Origin of the sequence: Vibrio vulnificus NBRC 15645 = ATCC 27562 (genome assembly GCF_002224265.1) — a bacterium.
GTDB classification, from domain to species: Bacteria; Pseudomonadota; Gammaproteobacteria; order Enterobacterales; family Vibrionaceae; genus Vibrio; species Vibrio vulnificus.
The window spans coordinates 2,196,020-2,221,285 of record NZ_CP012881.1 but is presented as its reverse complement, the minus strand read 5'-3'; the positions used below and the strand labels follow the sequence as shown (position 1 = coordinate 2,221,285).

Annotated in this window: 20 protein-coding genes; 3 read left to right on the top strand and 17 right to left on the bottom strand. The window is 46.4% G+C overall.

Going from position 1 to position 25,266, the window contains the following annotated elements:
• Positions 1 to 88 precede the first annotated feature (88 nt).
• The 5 genes from fusA to radA all read right to left on the bottom strand — a co-directional run bounded on the left by fusA (position 89) and on the right by radA (position 7,518).
• A complete protein-coding gene (gene fusA, locus AOT11_RS10345; protein ID WP_011079653.1) occupies positions 89 to 2,176 on the bottom strand; it encodes an elongation factor G in 2,088 nt (695 codons plus the stop codon).
• Between the two features lie 124 nt (positions 2,177 to 2,300).
• Positions 2,301 to 3,224 (bottom strand): haloacid dehalogenase-like hydrolase, encoded by a 924-nt coding sequence (locus tag AOT11_RS10340; protein WP_017419812.1) that lies wholly within the window; start codon positions 3,222 to 3,224, stop codon positions 2,301 to 2,303.
• Positions 3,225 to 4,436, bottom strand: coding sequence for a hypothetical protein (locus AOT11_RS10335; RefSeq protein ID WP_017419811.1), 1,212 nt, complete (start codon positions 4,434 to 4,436; stop codon positions 3,225 to 3,227).
• The gene (locus tag AOT11_RS10330; RefSeq protein WP_017419810.1) at positions 4,426 to 5,961 is read right to left on the bottom strand and encodes a diguanylate cyclase; all 1,536 of its coding nucleotides are present in this window, start codon (positions 5,959 to 5,961) and stop codon (positions 4,426 to 4,428) included. Before AOT11_RS10330 ends, AOT11_RS10335 begins: the two co-directional genes overlap by 11 nt.
• Positions 5,962 to 6,138: 177 nt before the next feature.
• On the bottom strand, positions 6,139 to 7,518 hold the full coding sequence (gene radA / locus AOT11_RS10325) for a DNA repair protein RadA (RefSeq protein WP_011151055.1): 1,380 nt from the start codon (positions 7,516 to 7,518) through the stop codon (positions 6,139 to 6,141).
• 134 nt (positions 7,519 to 7,652) lie between these two features.
• On the opposite strand from radA, the gene AOT11_RS10320 reads away from it, so the two are divergent.
• Positions 7,653 to 10,001, top strand: a complete 2,349-nt coding sequence (locus AOT11_RS10320) for a PilZ domain-containing protein (protein WP_017419809.1) — start codon at positions 7,653 to 7,655, stop codon at positions 9,999 to 10,001.
• A gap of 92 nt (positions 10,002 to 10,093) precedes the next feature.
• Here the strand turns inward: AOT11_RS10320 and serB are convergent, their stop codons facing one another.
• Positions 10,094 to 11,074: a phosphoserine phosphatase gene (gene serB / locus AOT11_RS10315; RefSeq protein ID WP_017419808.1), complete on the bottom strand. Its 981-nt coding sequence runs from the start codon at positions 11,072 to 11,074 to the stop codon at positions 10,094 to 10,096.
• A 106-nt stretch (positions 11,075 to 11,180) separates the two neighbouring features.
• Here serB and AOT11_RS10310 point away from each other — a divergent pair, with 106 nt between their 5' ends.
• Positions 11,181 to 11,792: a YtjB family periplasmic protein gene (locus tag AOT11_RS10310; RefSeq protein ID WP_011079646.1), complete on the top strand. Its 612-nt coding sequence runs from the start codon at positions 11,181 to 11,183 to the stop codon at positions 11,790 to 11,792.
• A gap of 104 nt (positions 11,793 to 11,896) precedes the next feature.
• Here AOT11_RS10310 and deoD read toward each other — a convergent pair whose 3' ends face one another.
• The 9 genes from deoD to AOT11_RS10270 all read right to left on the bottom strand — a co-directional run bounded on the left by deoD (position 11,897) and on the right by AOT11_RS10270 (position 22,054).
• Positions 11,897 to 12,616 carry a purine-nucleoside phosphorylase gene (gene deoD, locus AOT11_RS10305; RefSeq protein ID WP_011079645.1) on the bottom strand — a complete coding sequence of 240 codons (720 nt, stop codon included), beginning with the start codon at positions 12,614 to 12,616 and terminating at the stop codon, positions 11,897 to 11,899.
• A gap of 80 nt (positions 12,617 to 12,696) precedes the next feature.
• Entirely contained in the window at positions 12,697 to 13,917 is a 1,221-nt protein-coding gene (locus AOT11_RS10300) for a phosphopentomutase (RefSeq protein WP_026050224.1), read from the bottom strand.
• Between the two features lie 54 nt (positions 13,918 to 13,971).
• Positions 13,972 to 15,300: a thymidine phosphorylase gene (deoA, locus tag AOT11_RS10295; RefSeq protein ID WP_011079643.1), complete on the bottom strand. Its 1,329-nt coding sequence runs from the start codon at positions 15,298 to 15,300 to the stop codon at positions 13,972 to 13,974.
• 88 nt (positions 15,301 to 15,388) lie between these two features.
• Positions 15,389 to 16,165 (bottom strand): deoxyribose-phosphate aldolase, encoded by a 777-nt coding sequence (deoC, locus tag AOT11_RS10290; RefSeq protein ID WP_011151059.1) that lies wholly within the window; start codon positions 16,163 to 16,165, stop codon positions 15,389 to 15,391.
• Between the two features lie 558 nt (positions 16,166 to 16,723).
• Complete coding sequence (locus AOT11_RS10285; RefSeq protein ID WP_017419805.1) at positions 16,724 to 17,986, bottom strand: NupC/NupG family nucleoside CNT transporter; 1,263 nt, start codon at positions 17,984 to 17,986, stop codon at positions 16,724 to 16,726.
• A 205-nt stretch (positions 17,987 to 18,191) separates the two neighbouring features.
• Positions 18,192 to 18,989 (bottom strand): TatD family hydrolase, encoded by a 798-nt coding sequence (locus AOT11_RS10280; protein WP_026050225.1) that lies wholly within the window; start codon positions 18,987 to 18,989, stop codon positions 18,192 to 18,194.
• Positions 18,976 to 19,113 (bottom strand): DUF5363 family protein, encoded by a 138-nt coding sequence (locus AOT11_RS23590; protein WP_157839697.1) that lies wholly within the window; start codon positions 19,111 to 19,113, stop codon positions 18,976 to 18,978. Before AOT11_RS23590 ends, AOT11_RS10280 begins: the two co-directional genes overlap by 14 nt.
• 130 nt (positions 19,114 to 19,243) lie before the next feature.
• The gene (prfC, locus tag AOT11_RS10275) at positions 19,244 to 20,833 is read right to left on the bottom strand and encodes a peptide chain release factor 3 (RefSeq protein WP_017419803.1); all 1,590 of its coding nucleotides are present in this window, start codon (positions 20,831 to 20,833) and stop codon (positions 19,244 to 19,246) included.
• 132 nt (positions 20,834 to 20,965) lie between these two features.
• Positions 20,966 to 22,054 (bottom strand): GGDEF domain-containing protein, encoded by a 1,089-nt coding sequence (locus AOT11_RS10270; protein WP_017419802.1) that lies wholly within the window; start codon positions 22,052 to 22,054, stop codon positions 20,966 to 20,968.
• A 286-nt stretch (positions 22,055 to 22,340) separates the two neighbouring features.
• Here AOT11_RS10270 and AOT11_RS10265 point away from each other — a divergent pair, with 286 nt between their 5' ends.
• Positions 22,341 to 24,404, top strand: coding sequence for a putative bifunctional diguanylate cyclase/phosphodiesterase (locus tag AOT11_RS10265; RefSeq protein WP_017419801.1), 2,064 nt, complete (start codon positions 22,341 to 22,343; stop codon positions 24,402 to 24,404).
• Here AOT11_RS10265 and rimI read toward each other — a convergent pair.
• Both rimI and AOT11_RS10255 read right to left on the bottom strand, forming a co-directional pair.
• Positions 24,376 to 24,828: a ribosomal protein S18-alanine N-acetyltransferase gene (gene rimI, locus AOT11_RS10260; RefSeq protein ID WP_017419800.1), complete on the bottom strand. Its 453-nt coding sequence runs from the start codon at positions 24,826 to 24,828 to the stop codon at positions 24,376 to 24,378. The two genes, AOT11_RS10265 and rimI, sit on opposite strands and share 29 nt — an antisense overlap.
• 6 nt (positions 24,829 to 24,834) lie before the next feature.
• Positions 24,835 to 25,236: a DNA polymerase III subunit psi gene (locus AOT11_RS10255; RefSeq protein WP_026050226.1), complete on the bottom strand. Its 402-nt coding sequence runs from the start codon at positions 25,234 to 25,236 to the stop codon at positions 24,835 to 24,837.
• Between the last annotated feature and the right edge of the window lie 30 nt (positions 25,237 to 25,266).

Sequence of the window (25,266 nt, the reverse complement as noted above, 5' to 3'; positions counted from 1 at the left end):
GCTCGTCATAAAACCTTTTTACGATTCTCAGACAATAAAAAACCCGCAGCATGCTGCGGGTTTTATTGTTATTGAGTTAACTTAAGAATTACTTCTTAGCGTTACGCTCTTTAACTTCAGCAATTACTTGCTCTGCTACGTTGCTTGGACAAGCTGAGTAGTGAGAGAACTCCATAGAGAACTGACCACGACCAGAAGTCATTGTACGTAGAGTACCGATGTAGCCGAACATTTCTGAAAGTGGTACGTCTGCTTTAACGCGGACGCCAGTTGCACCCATTTCTTGGTTCTTGATCATGCCGCGACGACGGTTCAAGTCACCGATTACGTCACCAACGTGGTCTTCTGGAGTGAACACGTCAACTTTCATGATTGGCTCAAGAAGCTGAGGACCTGCTTTAGGCATTGATTGACGGAATGCGCCTTTCGCTGCGATTTCAAATGCGATTGCAGATGAGTCAACTGCGTGGAAGCCACCGTCGAATAGCTCAACTTCAACGTCTAGCGTTGGGAAGCCAGCTAGAACACCGTTCTGCATCATGCCTTCGAAGCCTTTCTCTACTGCAGGCCAGAATTCTTTAGGTACGTTACCACCAACAACGGTTGACTTGAACGTGAAGCCAGAGTTTGGCTCACCTGGTTTGATGCGGTAGTCGATCTTACCGAACTGACCAGAACCACCAGACTGCTTCTTGTGCGTGTAGCTGTCTTCAACTGCTTTCGTGATAGTTTCACGGTAAGCTACCTGTGGAGCACCTACTTCTAGCTCAACGCCGTAAGTACGCTTCAGGATGTCAACTTTGATGTCTAGGTGAAGTTCGCCCATACCTTTAAGGATGGTTTCGCCAGAATCTTCGTCAGTTTCAACTTGGAATGATGGATCTTCTGCAACCATTTTACCGATCGCGATACCCATTTTCTCAGAACCGTTTTTATCTTTAGGCTTAACAGCGATAGAGATTACTGGTTCTGGGAAGATCATTGGCTCAAGAGTACATTCATGCTTAGGATCACATAGAGTGTGACCAGTTTGAACGTTCTTCATACCAACAACAGCGATGATGTCACCCGCTTGAGCTGCTTCAAGTTCGTTACGGTCGTTTGCGTGCATTTCCACCATACGGCCGATACGCTCAGTCTTACCAGTTGCACTGTTAAGAACTGTGTCACCTTTCTTCAGACGACCTGAGTAGATACGGATGAAGGTTAGAGCACCGAAACGGTCGTCCATGATCTTGAACGCTAGCGCTTTTAGAGGCGCGTCAACAGATACTGTTGCAACTTCACCAGTTGGTTCACCCGTTTCTGGGTTAGTCAGTGGTTGAGGCTCAACTTCTGTTGGAGACGGTAGGTAATCGACAACTGCGTCTAGTACAAGTTGCATACCTTTGTTTTTGAATGCAGAACCACAGTACGTTGGGAAGAACGCTAGATCACGAGTACCTTTACGGATACAAGCTTTGATTTGCTCGATAGATGGCTCTTCGCCTTCCATGTAAGCCATCATTAGCTCATCGTCTTGCTCAACAGCAGATTCGATCATCATCTCACGGTATTCTTCAACTTGATCTACCATGTCTGCTGGGATTTCTTTGATTTCGTAGTTTTCTGGAAGACCTGAGTCATCCCATACGAATGCTTGACGAGTCAATACGTCAACTACACCTACGAACTCGTCTTCACGGCCGATAGGTAGAGTCATAACTAGAGGGTTAGCGCCTAGTACTTTCTTCACTTGCTCAACAACGCGGAAGAAGTCTGCACCCATACGGTCTAGTTTGTTTACGAAGATCAGACGAGATACTTCTGATTCGTTCGCGTAACGCCAGTTAGTTTCTGACTGAGGCTCAACGCCGCCAGAACCACAGAATACACCGATACCACCATCAAGAACTTTAAGAGAACGGTAAACTTCAACAGTGAAGTCAACGTGTCCCGGGGTGTCGATTACGTTAAAACGGTGGTCTTTCCAGAAACAAGTAGTCGCAGCAGACTGGATAGTGATACCGCGCTCTGCTTCCTGATCCATGAAGTCCATGGTTGATGCGCCGTCGTGTACTTCGCCTAGACGGTGGATTTTACCAGTAAGCTTCAAGATACGCTCAGTGGTAGTGGTTTTACCCGCGTCAACGTGCGCGAAAATACCAATGTTTCTGTATTTTGATAAATCTGCCATTGTCTTACTCTGTTAATAAGGTATAAAGTGCGCGCAGAGTATATCACAATCTGTCAAGACTGATACCCTTGCGAGCAATTAGGTGAGAAAAATTTTCTTCCACCTCAGTAAAGCCTATCAAGACCTAGATTGCAAAAGGGATTCTCTCTTTTTTTACTGGATTTTCAAACGCAAAAATCTCACACCAGTGGTCTCGAATAGAGACAATCTCCACTCGCTGTAAACGCGTTTTTAGCTCCAGTTTCAATAGGGGGTCAAACGCATATGAATACTCTCGGTTTGGGTCATCATGATGAATGCAGCAAGCGATCGCTCTATCATTCCCTTCCAATACATAGTGAAGCTGCTCCGCATCCCCCAGCGTATTGCCAAATGCCATTAATGGTTTGATAGCAAATTTTGCTTTCAACTGTTTGACCTTTTCCGGCCCAATATTAATAACGAACGGATGCGGTTCATCAAACAAGCCTATTTGGGAACCGATGACATCTTCTTCATTAATAGCTAACCAAGGCTGACACCAAGCTTGAACAAACGCTGTTGTACTGCCTGAATTAATCACGCAACGAAAGTTATGCCGCCGTAAGTAATCCATTAACGCAAGCATTGGGGTATAAAAGAGTTGTTGATAGCTCACTTGGAATCTTGGATGCCGCGTCTCACTGAGCCATGTTTTCACCTTCTGCTGATAGGCTTCGACGGTGATATCCGAGAAAACTCGACGAAATAAAGAGGCATATTGCTCAGCCAATAATACTGGATTGTCATGTTGACTTGCTGGCTGCACACTATTTATCAGTGATCGGATGCTGGGGTGATGCTGTTGATGCTGTGGCAGCGTCAGAGCATTGGTTAACTCCGAGCGCCAAAACACCAGTTCATTAATGCCGGGTTTTTCGCACCAAAGCGTGCCATCCAAATCAAATACAGCGACTCTTTTGTCTTGAGGAACAAAATCAGACAGGCTTGGGTCACACCAACTCTCGACTTGTTGCTGAATACGAGGCCAAACAGAGTCAGGAGTCCAACCATGATTAAACGGATTCATCTAGACCTCCGCTCGACAAGGAGTGTCAAATTGTGCCTTCTGCTCCGAAATCAAATACCAATCAGTCACCTCTCGCAAATCAGTATTAATCCCCATAATTTTTCCGCTCCAAATGAGCACTTGCCAAACAAGAATGCCAAAAGGCACATAGCCCATGTACCCCAACAAAGGCATTTCTGTTGGTAGAGGGAGCCAAGTTAAGTTTACGAAAGGAATGTCATAAACCCAGTAGTTCGGATTGGTGATCAACTGCGTGTCTGGATGAGCACTGCCAAAGTTCCACATTTCCCAGAAGAAGCCATTGATCAATGAAGCCATACCAACCAACGCTGCTGCCGTCCAATTACCCGATGTCAAAATGCCGTGGAAGGGATTCCAAATACCATATCGCTCGAGTATCCCGGTCATGACTGCCATCGGACCAATCCACACAGCCCAGAACAGCAGTTTCGGAAAGAACACCATGAGAAAGATCGACGCCAACCCACCATAGATAAGCCAATTCGGCTTGAGATGCCAAACAGGCCCAAAACGATAACGCTTTCTGATGGAAGGAAAGGTACAAAGTAAGGTGTACCACTGCATAATAGCGGGCGTCACTGTGGTATAAGAGAAACAAAAGAGTAATAAGATAATCTCTCGGCTCAATGACGTTTTTTCTGCATTTGGGTAGTACCAGTTTTCTAATACAAAATAATCGTAATACTCAAAATACATCCAACCAAAAAACGACACGCCAGCCATAAAGAGAAGAAGACCCGGTTTGGTTGCGCATAGTGAACGGCCGCCATTAAATCGATAGACGATACCATCCAACAGAATAATAAAGCTCCACCAAAGTGGCGTGAAAGCATAGTAAACCCAAGGTAACATCGCCTCACTTCTGCTCCACATTAACCACCAACATAAACCCGTTCCACCAAGCCCGATGTAAAACCACCATGGCAAATTGGCTCTAGTCGGTGAAGGCATCGGTTGTGTGTTGCGTTTGAATCCAACCTTCTCTGGCCAAAACAGTACTAATAAGGCCCAAATAACAGCAACGAGCATCAACAAGAAATAAATCAGGTTAAAACTCGGTTCTTCAACGATAAATTGAGGGGGAAAAACAAGAAAACCAGGGGGAATATGGGTGTCGGGATATTTGAAGAAAGCGGCAGCCAGCGGTACTAACATCGTGGCTAGGACAGGTAAAATCAGTTTAAGTCGCATGTGATTGTTTATTCCTTTTATACAAATACATGTTGTGATCGGCTTCCTCTATCGTTTTGCGATAGTTCTTATGATCTTTAAAATAGGCCACGCCAAAGCTCACACCAACAAACAGCGCTACCTCTTCCCGAAGTTGTTTATCAATAAAATGAACCATATCGACCAGCTCTTGTAACTGAGAATTCGGTAAAATAACGCCAAATTCATCGCCAGAGATCCTAAATAACTCGCAGCTAGGAGGAAGCATTTTTCTCATTTTCTCGCTGAAGACCAGCAACAGCTTGTCCCCCATGTCATGACCGTACTGATCGTTACAGATTTTCAAGCCATCTAAGTCGAGATAGATAAACGCTTCATTTTTGTTGGTTTTAGGCAGTCGATTTTCTAAAGCATATCGATTAGGTAGCCCGGTCAGCGTGTCGGTACTTGCCAGCTCTAGCATTTGTTGAGCATGAGCAAGCGCGGCATTGCGCTCCTCTTCCACTCGGGTCATTTGATACGCAACCACGCAGGAGAGCAACATCACCTCAACCACAACCGCAATAAGGCCGATGTGAGACATATAAATGGTTTGTAATCCAGCAATCTGCTCTTGGGAAATAGCAACCGCCGCCAAGACAAAGAAGCCTAAGTTAGCCAATACATACCAACGAGCAACTTTGCTCCCTTTGAAAATCATGCGAATACCGGCAAACATGCCGAAGAAAATAAACAAACCAACGGCGTGGCGATTAAATTCATTTTGCCAATTCGGTAAGAAGAAAGAGGCACTAAAGAACATCGCAAACAGAACGAGCAACCCACAACCAACGTAGTAAACCACTGGCGTTTCTTTCGATTTCACCTCTAGCAACTGCATGACAAACACCAGGTAAGCCATGTTTGAACATAAGATTGGCCAGCTAGCCCCACCAAACCACTGAATACCTAATAGATGATGAGCAACCAATAACGAAGTGCTGTTAAACAATAAATTGCCGAGAATAAACATCGCATAGCTAAAATCGACCAAGTTTTTGCGCGCAATCGACAAAACCAGATAATAGAAAAACAGCGAAAGGAGGATGCCTATGCCAGTGAGAGTAATCGCATTCCCAATACGAATATCCTCGAGATAAAGGCTCTTTTCCATGACAAAAGTGGTGGGCGGCGCGATATTAAACTGTGAACGTTGTGCCGTGACAAGAGAGTATCGACCGGGCGCCAATTCAACTTCCTGCCCATGACGCAAAAAGAAATGGGCCGATTCAACAGAGTCAATCCCACCTCGAGAAGACGCCACCAACTGGTTATTGGCATCATAAAGATAATGTTGGTAGCGACCGATTAACGTGGAATTTCTGAAATCAATGACATACAAGCCCAGCTTGTTGACATCAAAGTTAAGTAAGCTGACATGATCGCCCCCTGTTAGGCTGAAAGCCTCAACAGGTGTCAATGATTGCGATACCCAAAGTGGTGTAGGCTGGCTGGTATTAAGCGGCCCTTGAAACCACTGGATAGCCTGCAACTCGACGGCAGCCATCTCCTTTGCAGCCGAAACAGTTGAAAAGCACAAACAAAAAAACAGTCCAAGATATCTTAGTAACATTTCTATCCATAAAAACGTCATTCTCCAAATACATTATGCAATATCTCAATAGAACTGACTAATTTCACACGACAAAGAAAGCAACGCAATTCATGCTTCAATTCACAAAAATCATAATTCATCGAAGGCTGATATAGCATCGGCTAATTTTTTAACCCCATGGATCTGCATTCCGGGGATCCCACCTTTGGGCATATTCGCCAACGGCACGATGGCTTTCTTAAAGCCATGCTTGAAAGCTTCGTTTAAACGCTCTTGGCCACTGGGGACAGGGCGAATTTCGCCAGCCAAGCCCACTTCACCAAATATCACCACATCTTTTGGTAAGGCTCTATCTCTAAAACTGGACAGTAGCGCCATAATAAGCGCCAGATCCGCACTGGTTTCCGTTACTTTCACGCCACCAACAACGTTGACAAACACGTCTTGGTCCGCCATTTGTAACCCCCCATGCTTATGCAGCACCGCCAACAGGAGTGACAAACGGTTTTGCTCAAGGCCCACAGCAACGCGTCTCGGGTTGGCGAGTTGTGAGTAATCGACCAGCGCTTGGATCTCCACTAACAAAGGTCGGGTGCCTTCCCAAATCACCATAACAGAACTGCCTGACGTTTCTTCTTCGCCACGAGACAAGAAAATTGCCGAAGGGTTACTCACCTCACGCAATCCCTGCCCTGTCATGGCAAACACCCCAAGCTCGTTCACGGCGCCAAAACGGTTTTTATGGCTGCGAAGGGTACGAAAACGGCTATCCGCGTCACCATCCAGCAGCACAGAACAGTCAATAATGTGCTCCAACACTTTCGGCCCCGCCAAAGTGCCATCTTTCGTCACGTGGCCAACAATAAATACCGCCACATTGTTTTGCTTCGCGTAACGAGTGAGCGCGGTGGCAGACTCACGTACTTGCGCCACACTGCCCGGAGAAGATTGAACATCAGAGACATGCATCACCTGAATCGAGTCAATAACCATGATCTTAGGTTGAATTTGCTCAGCCACTTGGCAAATTTTATCGACATTGGTTTCTGACAGCATTTTAAGATGTTCTTTCGGTAGACCCAGTCGAGAAGCACGCATTGCAACTTGTTGTAACGACTCTTCCCCTGTGACATAGAGTGCGTTCATGTTGGCGGAAAGCTGACACATGGTTTGCAACAACAGCGTCGATTTACCCGCACCAGGGTTACCACCAATCAAGATCGCCGCTCCGGGGACAATGCCGCCCCCCAAGACGCGATCAAGCTCTTTGAAGCCACTGGAAAAGCGGGGAACTTCTTGCAAATCAATCTCAGACAGCACCTGAACCTTTGATTCTGTTGCCGAGCCCGCATATCCAGATAAACGCTCGTTTCTCGCAACACTTGGCGATGCGGCCAATCTCACTTCGGTAATGGTATTCCATGAGCCACAGGCATTACATTGCCCTTGCCAACGCGGAAAATCCGCTCCACAGTCATTACATACATAAGCGCGTTTTGCTTTCGACATGCTGCCTCAAATTCTCAAGCTTGTGACCTAGTTAGACCACTGATCCGTTAAACCTCAAGCAATGTGCTGTTATACTTAAGTTTATTAACACTTTGCCGATACTCTTTTAATAAGCAGCTACTTTAACAGAAAAAATGGAACAAGCTGAAATTCTCTCAATCGCAGAAAGGCTTATCCCGGTTTATCACGCGGAAGACTTTGATTTTGTCCTTGGTCAATTGACCGAAGGCTACCCTCCTTCCGCTAAGTTACTGGTAAAAATGGAATTAAATCGTGTCATGGCGCCTTGCAAAAAGAGCGTAGACTTGCGTGGCCGAGTCCAGGGCGATTGTCGGGAATACGAAATTGACGGTATCAAACATTGGTTTGATGATGTCGCCTTTAATGCTTACTACAAAAACACGCGCAAATTTGGTGGCTATACCGAAGGCGTTTGGGAAGCGTTAATTAACACACGCAACAGTTTCCGTGCCTTAGGCAAAAGCGGTCAACCGGCCAGCAGCCAAGGGCTGAGTGATGCCAGCAGTCCATTTGAGGCCGAGGCGGTCCATCTGGGCTACGATCTCAAACGCCAAGAAAAGCGGCTCAGAGTGCACTCTCAAGTCGACATTACGTTATCAAAGGGGCAATTGCTCCACGGCGTCAGCGTTGATCTTTCTGCTTCTGGTGCGAAGTTCAAAGTACCGAGTGCATTTAACTACAGCCTTGGCGAAGTGATTCAAATTACCTTTAGTGAGCTGGCCAAAACCTCAGAAATTTCTCATATCAACAAGCCGATCGAGTACCGAGTTTTGGCCGTTGAAGACTCATACGAAAACGATGCAGTTAAGTTTCTTCGCTGCCTACGCCTGACAGACACCAATGTTGTCTCAAGAGTGATCGATGAATCTTTAAATAGCTCAGCGAAACGCGCCCGACACGATAACCAAGATAAAATCATTCGAGCAAGAACGCGTGGCTACGAACATATCTATCTAAAACACACTTGCAACTTACCGCTGTTTTTCCAAGGCGATGAGCTCAAGCTCGCCATGCTTACGCCAAACAATATGCCAATTTGGCAATACTGGCATGATGAGCGTAATCAACAGGTCTTTGGTTCACTGTTTAACTCACAGCGAATGTCGATGCTTATGCGGCCGGGGCTCAAAGGTGCCAGTAATGTGATTTATGCGTTTACTCACGAACATGAAGGGAAAAACTTTTTCTACTCCATGCTCATGCCCGAGGCCACACGAGAACAAAGACAGCTGTTTTGGCATCTTGGCGCAAAACGCGCCAGTTGGCGGGCGTTCCGTATTTCCATTTTTGAACTCAGTGAAAACGAACGCCAACAACTCGGCAGTTTCTCGCAAGAGTTAGCCGAAGCCTCTTCAGGGTTAACGCATTGTGGGATTTTGCAAGAAATTGCGGACAACTCGAATGGCGCAGACTATCTCTTTACCGAAAAACCTCGACTGCCATCGAGCACCTTAAATGCTTTTCGTCATACGCGGAAAATCATCGGCTCCCCAAAAGGGATTTTCTTTGATGCCCAATCTCGTAGAAAAGAGCCTCGCTATCGTTTTCAATCTCCGCTTACGCTGACCAAAGCAGACGGTTTGGCGATGAGAGGTAAGACGATCGACCTCTCCAAGCGAGGGTTGAGTCTCACCTTGGACGCGCCACTTGAGTTGGTATCGTCTGAAGAGGTCGAGATCAACCTACATGAATTGCAGCTCTACGATAAAAAGCTGCCATTGGACAAAATTCCTTATCGTGTGGTTCGCGTCAGCCCAGACAACAAGCAAGTGCAACTGGTGATTGATGAAAACAGCCAAACGATGAAAACCATTGCGTTTTTTAATAGCATCATCGAACACAACCAAGATAAGCTCAAACCACAGAATGAGATCCTACCAAGTAATGAGCTGCTCGAATCGTTGCACGGCATTTTGCTGTCCAAAATGGTTAGTACGCCAGTGTTCATCAGTAAGATGCCATCAGGCTACAGAACTAAAGCCATCGGTGTTAACTTCCCACTGGAAAAGCACTTAATGGTATTGGCAAAGCTAGGGCACAAAGAGAATTTTTCTTTAGAACCCATCTATAAAGGCCGTTCAAATACCTTAATCGCCAATCCGACGAAACGTATTGAAGGGGCAGAGCCACACCACCACGACATTTACATTGCAGTGGCAAAATTTGGCGACAAAATCAAAGCCGTACAAACAAAGCTGACGAATGAGTTTGACAGCGTCAAGGAACGCATCCTATTCATTAAAAAAGCACAGATGTCGGGCGAGTTTTATGTGCTGAGGCTGTCCACCTCACCGATTTTCAGCCCGATGACTTCCCTGTTACAAAAAGATCTGAATGAACTTTCTCAACTCAGCATGCATCAGGCCAGCAAACTGGAAAAGGAACTGGCAACATTGGTTGGCTATTGTGAAATAGAGGAAGTGACAGAAGAGATTTTAGTACGACTTGAACTGACAAATTAAGCGACTCAGTGGCGCTGCTTTGAGATAGTTTTTCTTTAGAGATAATTATGGGCAGAACGATTCTGCCCATGTTTGTGTTTAACACTCTTCAGTTACGGTTTGCTTTGCCAACTGATTTTTTGTTGCTTGGCGAGAATACCGGAAAGAATACACAAAATTCCGCCAAGCCCGGCAAAACGCACTGCCGTTTGTGCTTGCTGCTCGACTTTCGGTTTTGCGTGATATGCGATACCCAGCCCGGCCGCATTCATCATCACCAAGTCATTCGCCCCATCACCGACAGCAATGGTGTTGTGCATCTCCACCTCAAACTGCTCCGCCAACTCGATTAAAATATCCGCTTTAGTTTGCGCAGAGACCACTTCACCCAAGACGTTTCCAGTCAGCTTACCTTGCACAATTTCCAACTGATTCGATTGTGCATGATCCAGTTGTAATGTTTCTTTCAAATAGTCTGAGAAATAGGTAAAGCCACCTGACGCAATGGCGGTTTTCCAACCAAAGCCTTTTAAGGTGTGAATTAATGCCACCAAATCCGGCATAAAAGGCAGTGTCTGACGAACACTGTCGAGAATGGACTCGTCCGCGCCTGTTAATTTGCCGACTCGCTGACGCAGACTCTGCTCAAAATCGAGCTCACCTTGCATCGCGCGTTCTGTCACTTCGGCCACCTCTTCACCGACGCCCGCCAGTTTGGCGATCTCATCAATACACTCGATTTGTATTGCTGTGGAATCCATGTCTAACACAATTAGCCCAGGTTTAGAGAGGTCGGGCACATCGGTCAAGCAAGCGTAATCAAGTTGGAGCGCTTGAAGAATCTTTTCATGCTCTGGAGTCAGTTCTCCTGCCATGAGCGCCACTTCGTAATAGCCAACTTTCCAAGTATCAATAACCGGGTTATAGCCCCCCGTAAAAAAATCGATATCCTCAAAGTGTCCGGGCGCTAAATACTCGGCATAAACAATCCAGTTAGCTTTACTTTTGTCCCATTGCGTGGCAAAACGAGTTTCTGGCAAACGAGTTAACAGTTGTGTGTGCCTTCTAAATGGCAAGGTTTTTAACGCTTCCATGGTATTAATCCTTTATGAACCTTCACAAACGTTACCCTATTGCAATTTAAAAAGGCAAGCCCCAAACTTGTATTTATTCAGATATTAAAAGAGTTCATGTCGCGATATGAAAGAGTCTCTGTTTTCACTGCGAAATGCCCTAAGAGTCATCGCTTTACTGCTGCTAGGTGTCATGTTTTTTGTCACCATTAAAAACAGTGTGGTGATCAGTAAAGGTAACGAAAAAATTCAAGCACAGCAGTTGGAAACCTTAACCAAAGTGCTCAGCTCTCAAGCGGCGTTATCTGCCAGCGAAATGATTGTGCAAAAAGACCAAGAGAAGCTGCTCAAACTAACGAATCAACTGGCCAAAGAACGTTTGGTTTTTGATGCGACAGTTTATGATTCAGAAGGTGTGCGTTTAGCGTCCAGTGACAAAGCACTCACTGCGAGAGAAGTCCTGGGGTTAGACACCCCTCTTGCCACTGCAGGCATTGGGCGCCAACAGCTCGTTGAACCCGTTTTTGCCGATAACAGCATTGTGGGTTTCATTCGGATCACGTTTGAAACCGGTAAAGTCACGGCATTTTCTGACCATCACTACCGCAAAATTGACCGTTATATGTTTTTGATGATTTTGATGAGTTTTGTCAGTGGTATGCTGTTTATTCTGATTTTACGTAAAAAACCGCAAACTAAAGTCGAAAACTTGCTGCTCAGTCATAAAGAACCGTCTTAATGGACCAAAGTTTTTATAGACTAAAGTTTTTATAGACCAAAGCCTCATAAAAAAGCCTGCACAATGGGTGCAGGCTTTCTTTTTACATCTTTTCTTGAAGCGAATTATTCTGCATCACCAAGCAATACAGAATCCAACGCAACAATCATCATGTCGTTAAAAGTATTCTGACGCTCTTCTGATGTGGTTTGCTCGCCTGTCTTGATGTGGTCAGAAACCGTACAAATCGTCAGTGCTTTTGCGCCATATTCCGCAGCAACCCCGTAGATGCCCGCAGCTTCCATTTCTACGCCGACAATGCCGTATTTGTCCATCACGTCGAACATTTCTGGATCTGGCGTGTAGAACAGCTCTGCTGAGAACAGGTTGCCCACTTTCACATCGATACCGCGAGCTTTCGCCGCTTCTTCTGCTGCTTTGACCATTTTGTAGTCTGCAATCGCCGCAAAGTCATGACCTTTGAAACGGATGCGGTTTACTTTGGAATCGGTACATGCCCCCATGCCGATCACAACATCGCGTACTTTGATGTCCGTGCTTACAGCACCACAGCTACCCACACGGATGATCTTCTTCACACCGTAGTCTTTGATAAGCTCAGTGGCGTAAATTGAGCACGATGGGATACCCATGCCATGACCCATTACCGATACTTTACGACCTTTGTAAGTACCAGTGAAACCATACATATTACGTACATCACAAACCTGAACCACGTCTTCCAGGAAGGTTTCTGCAATGTATTTTGCACGTAGTGGGTCACCCGGCATCAGTACGACATCTGCAAAATCACCCATTTCAGCATTAATATGTGGAGTTGCCATGTTTTCGTTTCCTTGTATTTCAATCACAAAAGAATAGAGAGGCATGCTCTCTATTCGATAAGTTCAATTATAGTTCTGGATTACAAAAAGTTTTTGCCGTAATCCATTGGCGATGTGCCAAAGTAGCTTGCCAGAGTTTGACCGATATCGGCGAACGTTTCACGACGGCCAAGTGAACCAACTGGGACTTTTTGACCGTAGACTAGCACAGGGATATGCTCGCGAGTGTGGTCAGTACCTGGCCAAGTTGGGTCACAACCGTGGTCAGCCGTCAGGATCAGGATGTCATCTTCTTGCATCAGTTCCATCACTTCGTGGATACGACCATCGAAGTACTCCAGTGCCGCTGCGTAACCCGCAACATCACGACGGTGGCCGTAAGCCGAGTCAAAATCAACAAAGTTGGTGAACACGATGGTGTTGTCACCCGCTTGTTTAATTTGCTCAAGTGTCGCTTCAAACAGTGCAGGAATGCCTGTTGCTTTCACTTTCTTGGTGATACCGCAGTTTGCGTAGATATCCGCAATCTTACCAATAGACACCACTTGGCCTTGTTTTTCCTCAGCCAACTTCTGCAGAACGGTCGCTGATGGTGGCTCAACAGAAAGATCGCGACGGTTACCGGTACGCTCAAACTGACCTTTACCCGGGCCAATGAACGGACGCGCAATAACACGACCAATGTTGTAGTCTGCGAGTTCTTCACGAGCGATTTGGCAAAGCTCAAGTAGACGATCAAGGCCGAATGTCTCTTCGTGACATGCGATTTGGAATACAGAGTCCGCAGAGGTGTAGAAAATTGGCTGACCAGTCTTCATGTGCTCTTCGCCTAGATCATCCAGAACTTGCGTACCAGAGGCGTGGCAGTTACCTAGGAATCCATCAATACCTGCACGAGCAAGAATGCGATCCGTTAACTCTTTCGGGAAGCTGTTGGCTTTGTCAGTGAAGTAACCCCATTCAAACAAAACAGGGACGCCAGCAATTTCCCAGTGGCCAGACGGGGTGTCTTTACCAGAAGAAAGCTCCGCGGCATGGCCGTAGGCACCGATGATTTCTGCATCCGCATCTAAACCCGGCGCAAAACGACCCGTTGACTCTTTGTGCGCCATCGCCAGACCGAGTTTAGACAGATTTGGCAGACGAAGAGCCCCTTGGCGTTGATCATTATTTGCCAAACCCTGCTCACATTGGTCAGCAATATGGCCTAGGGTATCTGAACCGACATCACCAAACTCTTTCGCATCTGCGGTTGCACCAATACCAAAGGAGTCTAGTACTAAAATAAATGCTCTTTTCATTGCTTCTTCCTCAGACCTATTACCGCCCCATGACAGTAATAGGCCCAATAGTCATTAAATATCTTCTTGGCGAATTTGACGATATACGTCTGGCGTTGGTGTGTACTCACCACCAACCTTAATCGCGGCTTGCAGTGCATTCGCAGCTTCTTGCCACTGTGCTTCGTTACGAGCGTGAATCATCGCCAATGGTTTTTCGCTGCTTGCGATTTCACCCAAACGGATAAACTGATCAAAACCTACCGCGTAGTCGATGCTGTCTGTCGCAACGCGGCGTCCGCCGCCCATCGCCACCACAGCCATACCAATAGCGCGAGTATCCATTGCAGACACCACACCGGTCTCTTTGGCGTAAACAGGCTTAATGATTTCAGCTTTATCAAGGTAGTTGTCGTAGTTGTCCATAAAGTCAACCGGACCACCCAAACCAGCCACCATTTTACCAAAACATTCGGCCGCTTTACCGTTATCCAGCACTTCCATCAATTTCGCACGTGCATCTTCAGTATTCTCAGCCAATTTACCAAGTACCAACATTTCTGCACATGACGCCATGGTGACTTCAAGCAAACGAGGGTTACGATATTCACCTTTGAGGAAACGAACCGCTTCACGAACTTCGACAGCGTTACCCGCAGAAGAAGCCAATACTTGGTTCATGTCGGTCAAAATCGCCGTCGTTTTAGTGCCCGCGCCATTCGCCACCGCCACAATGGATTTCGCCAATTCTTCTGAAGCTTCGTAAGTCGGCATAAAGGCGCCAGAACCGACTTTCACATCCATCACTAAAGATTCAAGACCTGCCGCCAACTTCTTAGACAGAATAGAAGCGGTGATCAGTGAGATGTTGTCCACCGTCGCCGTAATATCACGAGTGGCATAAACTCGTTTGTCTGCTGGTGCAAGATCGCCCGTTTGGCCGATGATCGCTACACCTGCTTCTTTGGTCACTTGACCGAATACGTCGTTACTTGGTGTGATGTTGTAGCCAGGAATCGCTTCCAGTTTGTCTAACGTACCGCCAGTATGGCCCAAGCCACGACCCGAGATCATCGGCACGAAACCACCACATGCTGCCACCATAGGGCCAAGCATTAGAGAGGTCACATCGCCCACACCGCCGGTTGAGTGTTTATCAACGATTGGGCCACCAAAGTTCATGTGGCTCCAATCAATCACCATGCCAGAATCTCGCATTGCACACGTTAGGGCAATACGTTCAGGCATCGTCATTTCATTGAAAAAGATGGTCATCGCGAACGCGGCAATCTGACCTTCAGAGACCGTATTGTTCGCCACACCTTGGATAAAAAAGTTAATTTCGTCAGCAGTCAGCGCTTCGCCGTCGCGTTTTTTACGAATAATTTCTTGAGGTAAATACATTAGAGCCTCCCAAGCCCAATGGGCCATGGTAAAAGTAGGATAAGAAGGTAACGTGGTGCTTTCACACCACGTTCAGACGTTATTAGAATTAGTACGCTGCAGGATCAGCGACTTGGTCTGTTACTTCTAATGTATTTAGTAGGTTGGTTAGCAAGCTAGACGCACCAAAACGGTAGTGCATATTATCCGCCCACTCAGAACCTAGGATGTCATCTGCCATTGCTAGGTAAGCCGCTGCGTCTTCCGCAGTGCGTACACCACCAGCAGGTTTAAAGCCAACTTTCTCAGCCACACCCATGTCACGAATCACTTCAAGCATCATGCGTGCGTATTCTGGCGTTGCGTTAACTGGCACTTTACCTGTTGATGTTTTGATAAAGTCTGCACCCGCTTCAATACAGATTTGCGATGCTTTCTTGATCAACGCTTCTTCTTTCAGTTCGCCGGTTTCGATGATGACTTTCAAAAGAATGTCGCCACATGCTTCTTTACATTGCTTAACCAATTCGAAGCCCACTTTCTCATCACCAGCCATCAATGCGCGGTATGGGAAAACTACGTCAACTTCATCGGCACCGTAAGCGACCGCTGCTTTGGTTTCAGCGACTGCGATTTCGATGTCGTCATTGCCGTGTGGGAAGTTCGTTACCGTTGCAATGCGAACTTCTGGTGTACCTTGCTCACGAAGTGTCTTCTTAGCAATAGGAATAAAGCGAGGGTAAATACAAATCGCTGCCGTGTTACCTACAGGCGTTTTGGCGTCGTGACAAAGTGCGATCACTTTTGCATCAGTGTCGTCGTCATTTAGCGTTGTTAGGTCCATAAGTTTCAGTGCACGTAGCGCTGCTGCTTTCAAATCGCTCATTTCTATCTCCGATCAATATTCAAAAATTTCACTACTCAGCCCCTTTTTCTGTTCACATCACAACGATAAAACAGCAAAAAAGGTCTTTGCTAAACAGTCATTGATGAACGGACTTGGTTCCTTGAAGACTCGGTAATCATTACAACTACCAATTGCTATCCCTGTCACCGCACAGTACCAATTTGGCCTATGGCACAACAATCTATGATTGCGGTGTCTTGCATATCAGAAGTTAAGCAAGGCATCCTACCTTGTTATTCAACTCTGTTATGTTTGGGCATTTCATTGCCCTTACAAACTCATCTATTCAGCAGGTGATTGGCTCAGCAAGCCTAATCCCTCTGGTCTGATTACTACATTATAGATATTCATCGCAAAACTGTAGTGCCAAATAGAGCGCAAACGGTTTGTATCTCAAAAAAACTCAGCCTCTCGCACAAGTGAACGTTTGCTCAATGCATCACCTTCACTGGCGCTAAAAACTGAAAACGCCCCGCAGCAATCTCTTGCTACGGGGCGGATTTAAACGGCGTCTATAAATGCTTTCTCTTAACTAAATTAGAAAGACAGGAAGAAGCCAGCAATGGTCGCTGCCATTAGGTTAGATAGCGTACCCGCTGCAACCGCTTTAACACCCATACGAGCGATGTCGTGACGACGGTTTGGCGCTAGACCACCTAGACCACCTAGTAGAATCGCGATAGAAGAAAGGTTTGCGAAACCACATAGTGCGAAAGCGATGATTGCTTGAGTTTTCTCAGACATTACAGCACCAGTTGCTGGAATGATTTGAGCGTTTTCACCAACGTAAGGAACAAAGTTTAGGTACGCAACGAACTCGTTTACCACCAGTTTTTGACCGATGAAAGAACCTGCGACATCAGCTTCTGCCCATGGCACACCGATTAGGAATGCAAGTGGTGAGAAGACTTTACCTAGAATCCACTCCAGTGTCAGACTTTCCATGCCGAACCAACCACCAACACTACCAAGGATACCGTTGATCAGAGCGATCAAACCGATGAATGCCAATAGCATTGCACCTACGTTAAGTGCTAGTTGTAGACCAACTGATGCGCCGCCAGCAGCTGCATCGATTACGTTTGCAGGCTTATCGTCACCGCCGTCGATCTCAGCGCCAAGATCTTCTTTTGGCGTATCAACTTCAGGTTTGATGATTTTTGCGAACAGTAGACCACCCGGTGCCGCCATGAATGATGCCGCAACTAGGTATTCTAGTGGCACACCCATTGAGGCGTAACCAGCCAGCACACCACCAGCAACAGAAGCAAGACCACCACACATTACTGCAAACAGTTCAGATTGCGTCATGTGAGGAACAAATGGACGAACCACAAGTGGCGCTTCAGTTTGACCTACGAAGATGTTTGCTGCAGCAGACATTGACTCGGCGCGAGACGTGCCCAGTGCTTTCTGCAGGCCACCACCAAGGATCTTGATAACCCACTGCATCACACCAATGTAGTAAAGTACAGAGATAAGTGCTGAGAAGAAAATCAGTGTTGGTAGTACTTGGAAGGCAAAAATAAAGCCGATACCGTCAACTGAGAAGTTAACTAGGCTGCCGAACAAGAAACCAGTACCGTCTTTACCGAAGTCGATAACGCTTTGAACACCAGCAGAGAAACCCGCTAGTAGATCACGACCCCATGGTACGTAAAGAACGAAACCACCGATGATGAATTGGATAGCAAAAGCGCCACCCACAGTTCTTAGATTGATAGCTTTGCGGTTGTCAGACAGTAAGAATGCAATTCCTAGCAATACTGCCATACCGACTAGGCTCATAAACAGGCTCATAGTTTATGACTTCCTTATTAAGTTATTTATTGGCGTGTTACAAAATGGAGCTATTAAGCGGGGGCCATTATACTCATGCCCCAATAATTAAAGTAATGCCACCTTCACACTTTCCCATAAGATTCATCGCTAATTCACCTCCATTTGTGAGTAAACTCACAATAACATACCGAACGAGATTTTCTTTAAACAAGTTTTTTAGATTTCATTCACAGATAGAGAACAGAGAATTGCTATTTTTCCAGATTTGAGAGGCAATCGTTTGCTTTGTTTGATTATGCAACAAACTCAACTCATTTAGTGGGTGAATAATCTGAGCAGGTGTATTGAGCTTTCCTTGAAAGCCAAATATCGGCATATCTGGCGCATCGGTTTCAAGCAGCAGTTTTTCTAAAGGGAGTCGACTGATCGCTTGGCGCGTTTTGTTCGCTCTGGGGTAGGTAATGGTTCCGCCGACCCCAAGATAAAAACCCAAACGTATCCACTCCATTCCCTGTTCATAGCTACCAGAAAACGCATGGATAACGCCGCCTTTTGGCAGCCGAGCCGCTTTGACTAATTGAATGAGTCGATTGTGACATCGTCGATTGTGTAAAATAACCGGCAGTTGATACTGCTTGGCCAAATCGAGCTGGTAGTTCAACGCCTGCTCTTGCAATGCAGCGTCTTGTTCAACCCCATCATCCAAACCGCATTCCCCGATAGCTACGCAGCGCGTGTCACGCTCGTCCAACAAAGCCACGAGCGCACTTTGTTTTTGCTGATAATCCGACGTCAGAAAATAGGGATGAAAGCCCAACGCGTAAAAGATTTCTGGCTGAGCCTCCTCAGAGAGCATTGCAGACCATTGCGCCAGTGTTTTTACTTTTTGCCAGTTATCGGGACCAACGGATGGCAGTAACAAACGTTCCACACCGGCCTCTAGCCCTCTTTGAAAATGCTGCGAGCGCGCTGGTTCAAAAACGTCAAAATCGAGGTGGCAATGCGTATCAAACAGTTTCATCGCTTTTCTTTTCTCGCGCCGGATCTTTTTTGTATGGTACACAACTGCGCTTTTGTTCTGGTGTTAATCCCATCTCTTTGCACCAGTCATCGTAACGTTTTAACCACTTTCGCCACCATTGCATATGCACTTCCTTATTGTGATGATTGCCCTTTCATTATCATCTTTTACCGCAGATAAAAAAGAGCCCTAAGCGACAAACTTAGGGCTCTTAGCAAACAGGTTATGCGAACCAAACGCACACATTCGCGTGATTAGTGTTCACGAGTCGCTCGGAATTCCACTTCAGGGAAACGCTCTTTTGCAAGATTGAGGTTTACCATGGTTGGCGCAATGTACGTTAAGTTATCGCCACCATCCAGTGCTAGGTTAGTTTGGTTCTTACGTTGGAACTCGTCTAGCTTCTTCGCATCACCACACTCAACCCAACGCGCTGTCGCTACGTTCACACTCTCGTAAATCGCTTCAACGTTATATTCAGACTTCAAACGCGCCACAACAACATCAAACTGAAGCACACCGACCGCGCCCACGATCAAGTCGTTGTTCTGTAGAGGACGGAATACCTGTACTGCACCTTCTTCTGAAAGCTGAACAAGACCTTTTAACAGTTGTTTTTGCTTCAGCGGATCGCGCAGGCGAATACGACGGAATAGCTCAGGCGCAAAGTTTGGAATACCAGAGAACTTCAGCGATTCACCTTGTGTAAAGGTGTCACCAATTTGAATGGTGCCATGGTTATGCAAACCAATGATGTCACCGGCATACGCAGCTTCCGCGCGAGAACGATCGCCCGCCATGAAGGTCACGGCATCAGAAATGTTCACTTGTTTACCCAAGCGAACGTGATTCATCTTCATGCCTTGAGTATACGTGCCCGACACAATACGCATAAACGCGATACGGTCGCGGTGCTTAGGATCCATATTCGCCTGAATCTTAAAGACGAAACCGCTGAACTTGTCTTCAGTGGCTTCCACTTCACGTTCATTGGCTTGGCGCGGTAGCGGCGCTGGCGCCCAGTCCGTCAGACCATCAAGCATGTGGTCAACACCAAAGTTACCTAATGCCGTACCAAAGAATACCGGAGTCAATTCACCCTTTAGGAACATCTCTTGATCAAACTCGTGAGACGCACCAAGAACCAGTTCCAGTTCTTCACGCAGTTGCTCAGCGAGATCTGCACCAATCTCAGCATCCAAATCCGGGTTATCAAGACCTTTAATGATACGCTGCTCTTGAATTGTGTGCCCCTGCCCCGTTGAGTACAAAATGGTCTCATCACGATGGATGTGATAAACGCCTTTGAACTCTTTACCACAGCCAATTGGCCAAGAAACCGGTGCACAAGCAATATTCAGCTCGCTCTCGACTTCATCAAGCAGTTCCATTGGATCGCGAATATCGCGGTCCAATTTGTTCATGAAGGTCACGATCGGCGTATCACGCAGACGGGTAACTTCCATAAGCTTGCGAGTACGATCCTCAACACCTTTCGCGGCGTCGATCACCATCAAACACGAGTCAACCGCCGTTAGTGTGCGGTAAGTATCTTCCGAGAAGTCTTCGTGCCCCGGAGTATCGAGTAGGTTCACTAAGCAATCGTTGTACGGGAACTGCATCACCGATGTCGTCACCGAGATACCACGTTCTTTTTCCATTTCCATCCAGTCAGACTTAGCGTGCTGGCTAGAACCACGACCTTTTACTGTACCGGCGGTTTGAATCGCACGTCCGAAAAGCAGGACTTTTTCTGTGATAGTTGTTTTACCCGCATCTGGGTGCGAGATGATCGCGAACGTTCTACGTTTAGACACTTCGCTTAAAAAAGGAGCATTTGACATGAAACTGGTCTTCTGTGTTTTATCTGAGCCGGAAATCGGTGCACGTCATGTGAGGTGACTAACCAGATTCCTGAGTAGATTCAATTTTGCGCGGTATTCTCGCTTATTCTCGACCAATCGGCAACTTTGATCCTAACGACTGACATGATCGCCCGTTGTCGTTTGCCTAAACGGGGGCCAATCAGTCTCCTCTTTTGCGTGACGATGCAGGCTGTGCGGCTCAGAGAGTGTCACCCTATCCCGACCATTCTCTTTGCTCTGATACAGCGCTACATCAGCTCGCTTCAACCACGACTCAACATCATCCCCCTCCAGACATTCCGCAATACCTGCACTCAGTGTCACACTGGCGTGCTTTGGATAGGCTTGCTTACGTACTCTTTGGCAAAGATGGCTGACAATCAACAATGCTGACGAGGCCGAAGTGTTTTCAAACAGCAGCAGAAATTCATCGCCTCCTAAGCGAAACAGCAGATCCACTTCCCGCGTATTGTGCTGAATCGTCTCGACAACTAAATTGATTACCTCATCACCAACATCATGACCATAACGGTCATTGACCTGCTTAAAAAAATCAATATCGATGATTGCAATGGATGACGCGGTGTATCGCTTGTGGCCATCAAGTGCTCGCTGCAAAAACAGATCCAATTGATGTCGATTCAGTGCCCCTGTCATGACATCGCGTGTCGAGAGATAACGCAGCTTGCTCTGTAGCCGAACAATCAACCACACAGCAAAATGGGCAATGACAGCGCAAAACGCCAAGGCGATAGCAAAACGATACATAATCTCGAGGTCTTGCTTCATCGCCGCAGCCCAAGTGCAGCCAATAATCATCAGCACATTAGTCACAATGGCATCATGGTGAGGAATGATAAACACCAAAGCGATGATGATGGGAAACACCCAATAGGTCGCCAATGTACCAAAAATGGCCACACTGCAAACAATGGAAGCCAACAAAAAGCCAAGTGGGATACGGTGGCCAATCACACTTCGTTTTAAGCAACAAACCCCGACGACTTCGATAACAAAACCGATCTCAAAGGCCACCATCAGCAGCGCAAGATACCAATGACCAATGTAAAAATTCTTTATCGCGAGAGGAATAAAGGTCAGTAGCGTTAACACCACCACTAATTGAAGTACTTTTTGTGCGCTGTTTGGATCCAGCAAAGCGTTGGAGGCGTTGAAAGGTTTTTCGTTCAAGTTCATCATGGTTCACCATCCTACATCCCCACTACTTACGTTGTAATGCACTCGAATTCCTTTCAAGATTTCACATTACGTATCAATAGATATTTACTCGAGTATCATTAAGCATACAAAGTGATCCCGTTTCCTCGTCGAAAAAGCCGAGATGTTTGCATTCTGTCTCAATGATAATACAGCACACTCGACACAAACTTAGAGAAACAGCACTGATTCTTAATTTCAGGTTGAGAATTAACCAAACGGTAAATATCGTCTATAACTAAAAGAGTAATTCACTGCGGTCATCAGTATGCTCAGAAACAAAAAAGTGCATTCATTAGCTTTCAAGCAAGCCAGAACCGTTTTTCTGGTTTCCGTTGTCTTGGGACTGTGCTTCAGCTTGTACCACATTTTGGCTGACCTGCACCAAGAGCAACGCCGTATTGAAGAGCACTACCAGTTTAAGCTTCTGCAAAACTATTCCAATGCCAGTCAAGCGGCATATCATCTGAACCATCTGCTCGCCGAGCAGGTTGCCTCGACCCTAATGATGGACAATGCCATCTACCGAGTAAAAATTGTCGACGATTTTGGTGATGTGCTGACCCAAAAGCATCGTGAAATTGATTCTCAAAGCCTGACGACTCAGTTGTTGTCTAAAATATTGACTCCCGCTCAGCCGTTTTACAAAACAGAGCTGCATCAACCCAACGCCAATGCAATTGTTGGTGAGTTAAGTTTCTCTGTTGATGGCTCTAGTATCGCCGATGCCTTTATTAAGAAATCGACTCGAATTGTCTTGTTCGATCTGTTTCGCAATATATTACTCACCTCTATCTTGTTGTTTTTCTTTTATTTTAAGTTATCAAAGCCAATTATTACGCTGATTAATTGGGTGAATTCGCTGCAAAATCGAAAAAACGCCTTGGAACTGCCCCCCGGTAACAACAATGACGAACTGGGTCGCCTCGCGCTTTCATTTCACAATCTCTGGCAAGCGCGCGCGGCAGCAGAAAGCCAACTCAACCAATTGGCTTACTTCGATACGTTAACAGGCTTGGCCAACCGCAGCTTGCTGCTCAAAAGCCTCAATGAAACTCTTAAAGAATCACAAAGCGAGCAATATCCAGGAGTGCTGTTTTATCTCGACCTCGACCGTTTCAAAACCATTAACGACTCCCTAGGGCATACCATTGGCGACAACTTAATGCGCACCATTGCGAAACGTTTAGAAGCATGGCTACAACCCGGAGAAATAGCCGCGCGCATCGGTGGGGATGAGTTCGCCATTTTGATCCCGAAACTCAGTAAGGAAGATGCTGCCAACAAAGCAAAGCAGTTACTAACCTTAATCTCAAACCCTTACTCCATTGACGATCACCAACTGTATTGCACGGTCAGTATCGGTATTTCCACGTTTGCCGACAAAGGCATCTCGAGCATTGATGTGCTTCGTCAGGCCGATACGGCGCTCTATCGCGCCAAAGTCGCCGGACGCAATAAATACATGTTTTATGAGCCAGAAATGCAGGCGCAAGTGGAGTCTTTTTTGGAGATAGAGAAAGGCCTGCATGAAGCACTGCACAAAGGGCAACTTGAGCTTTACTACCAACCTCAGGTCAACGCGCAGCAACAAATCATCGGAGTGGAAGCCCTCATCCGTTGGAACCATCCAGAAAAAGGCGTGCTTCCTCCCGGAGTCTTTATGCCCATAGCAGAGGAAACGGGGCAAATTCTGCAAATTGGTGATTGGATTATTGAGCAAGCGTGTTTTCAATACGCTCAGTGGAAAAAAGAACAAGTTTTGCCTGAAACGTTCCATCGACTTGCCATCAACATCAGCCCATTGCAGTTCTCTAAAAATGCCTTTGTCGAACACATCACTCACGCATTGAAACAAGCCAATATCACGGGTGAGCATATTGAATTGGAGATCACTGAGAGCTTGCTATTGGAAAACGTCGAAAGCGCGATCAATAAAATGGCAGAGCTGAAAGAACTGGATCTCAAAATCTCGATCGATGACTTTGGCACCGGTTATTCCTCACTCCGCTATCTCAAACATCTGGCGGTGGATGTACTGAAAATTGACCGCTCCTTTGTCACTCAGTTGCATCTTGATCAAAGCGACCAAGCCATTGTTTCAACCATCATTATGATTGCTGAGCGCTTGAGTTTAGAAGTCATCGCCGAAGGGGTAGAAACAGAAGAAGAGTTCAACACGCTGGTCGAACTCGGTTGTGAACAATTCCAGGGGTATCTCTTTGGCAAACCGCTCCCTGTGGAGATGATCACGCAGAAATTACGTGAAAGCCGTCAGCACCAAGGCAGTCATGCAAGCAAAGTTAAAAGCAACCAAATAAGTAACTCATAATGATCGCGTCTTCCTTCCCTGACTGAGTAGGATAGTAATTGCGGCGACGATCCACTTCGTTAAACCCCATCTCTTGATAGAGATGAATGGCGTTCACATTGCTCTCACGCACTTCTAGCCACGCACTTTCCGCGTTTGCCGCTTCACCTTCATCAATAAATGCGTCTAACAACTGGCGGCCATAGCCTTTGCCTTGTTGTTTGGGGCACACCGCGATGTTAAGTAAGGTGAGTTCGCCAACGATATTTTGCGCATAGAAGTAGCCGACGACTTCGCCATCCACCAGCAATACACGATGCATCGCACCGCGATTGGAGAGATCCTTCACCAGGCTCTCTGCCCAGGGGTGCGAATGTGCACGACCTTCAATATGGTAAACAGCCTCAAGGTGCTCCTGAGACATAGGGACGATCATACAACTCATATTGGATTACTCATAAGAACGGATCTGTTGCCACAGCGCACGACGATGCTCATTATGACCATCAATTTGAGCCAACTCTGGCGATTGGAGCACTTTGGCTACCATAGGAAGAGGTTGAACAGGACAGCCCGCAAACCAAACCCATTGCAGAGAGTGCGGTTCGAGCGCGCTTAATTGCTCTGGGGTAATGTGCCTTGCTTGAGACAATTCCAGTTGCAGGCTTTTGAGCACTTTTTCAAAAAATAGTGCCGTTTGCGAAATGGGGCAACTCGGTGCGATCAACAGTAACTGGCACTCTTCAGGCAGGGAGAAGGTTGGCATTTCATAGCCCATCATCCGTTCTGGGTGATGCAATTGCCAAAGCGAAATGCCCATTTCCTGTAAATACAACTTTTCGTTTTCAGTCATCGTTTCGTTACTCAAAGATACCGCGGCATA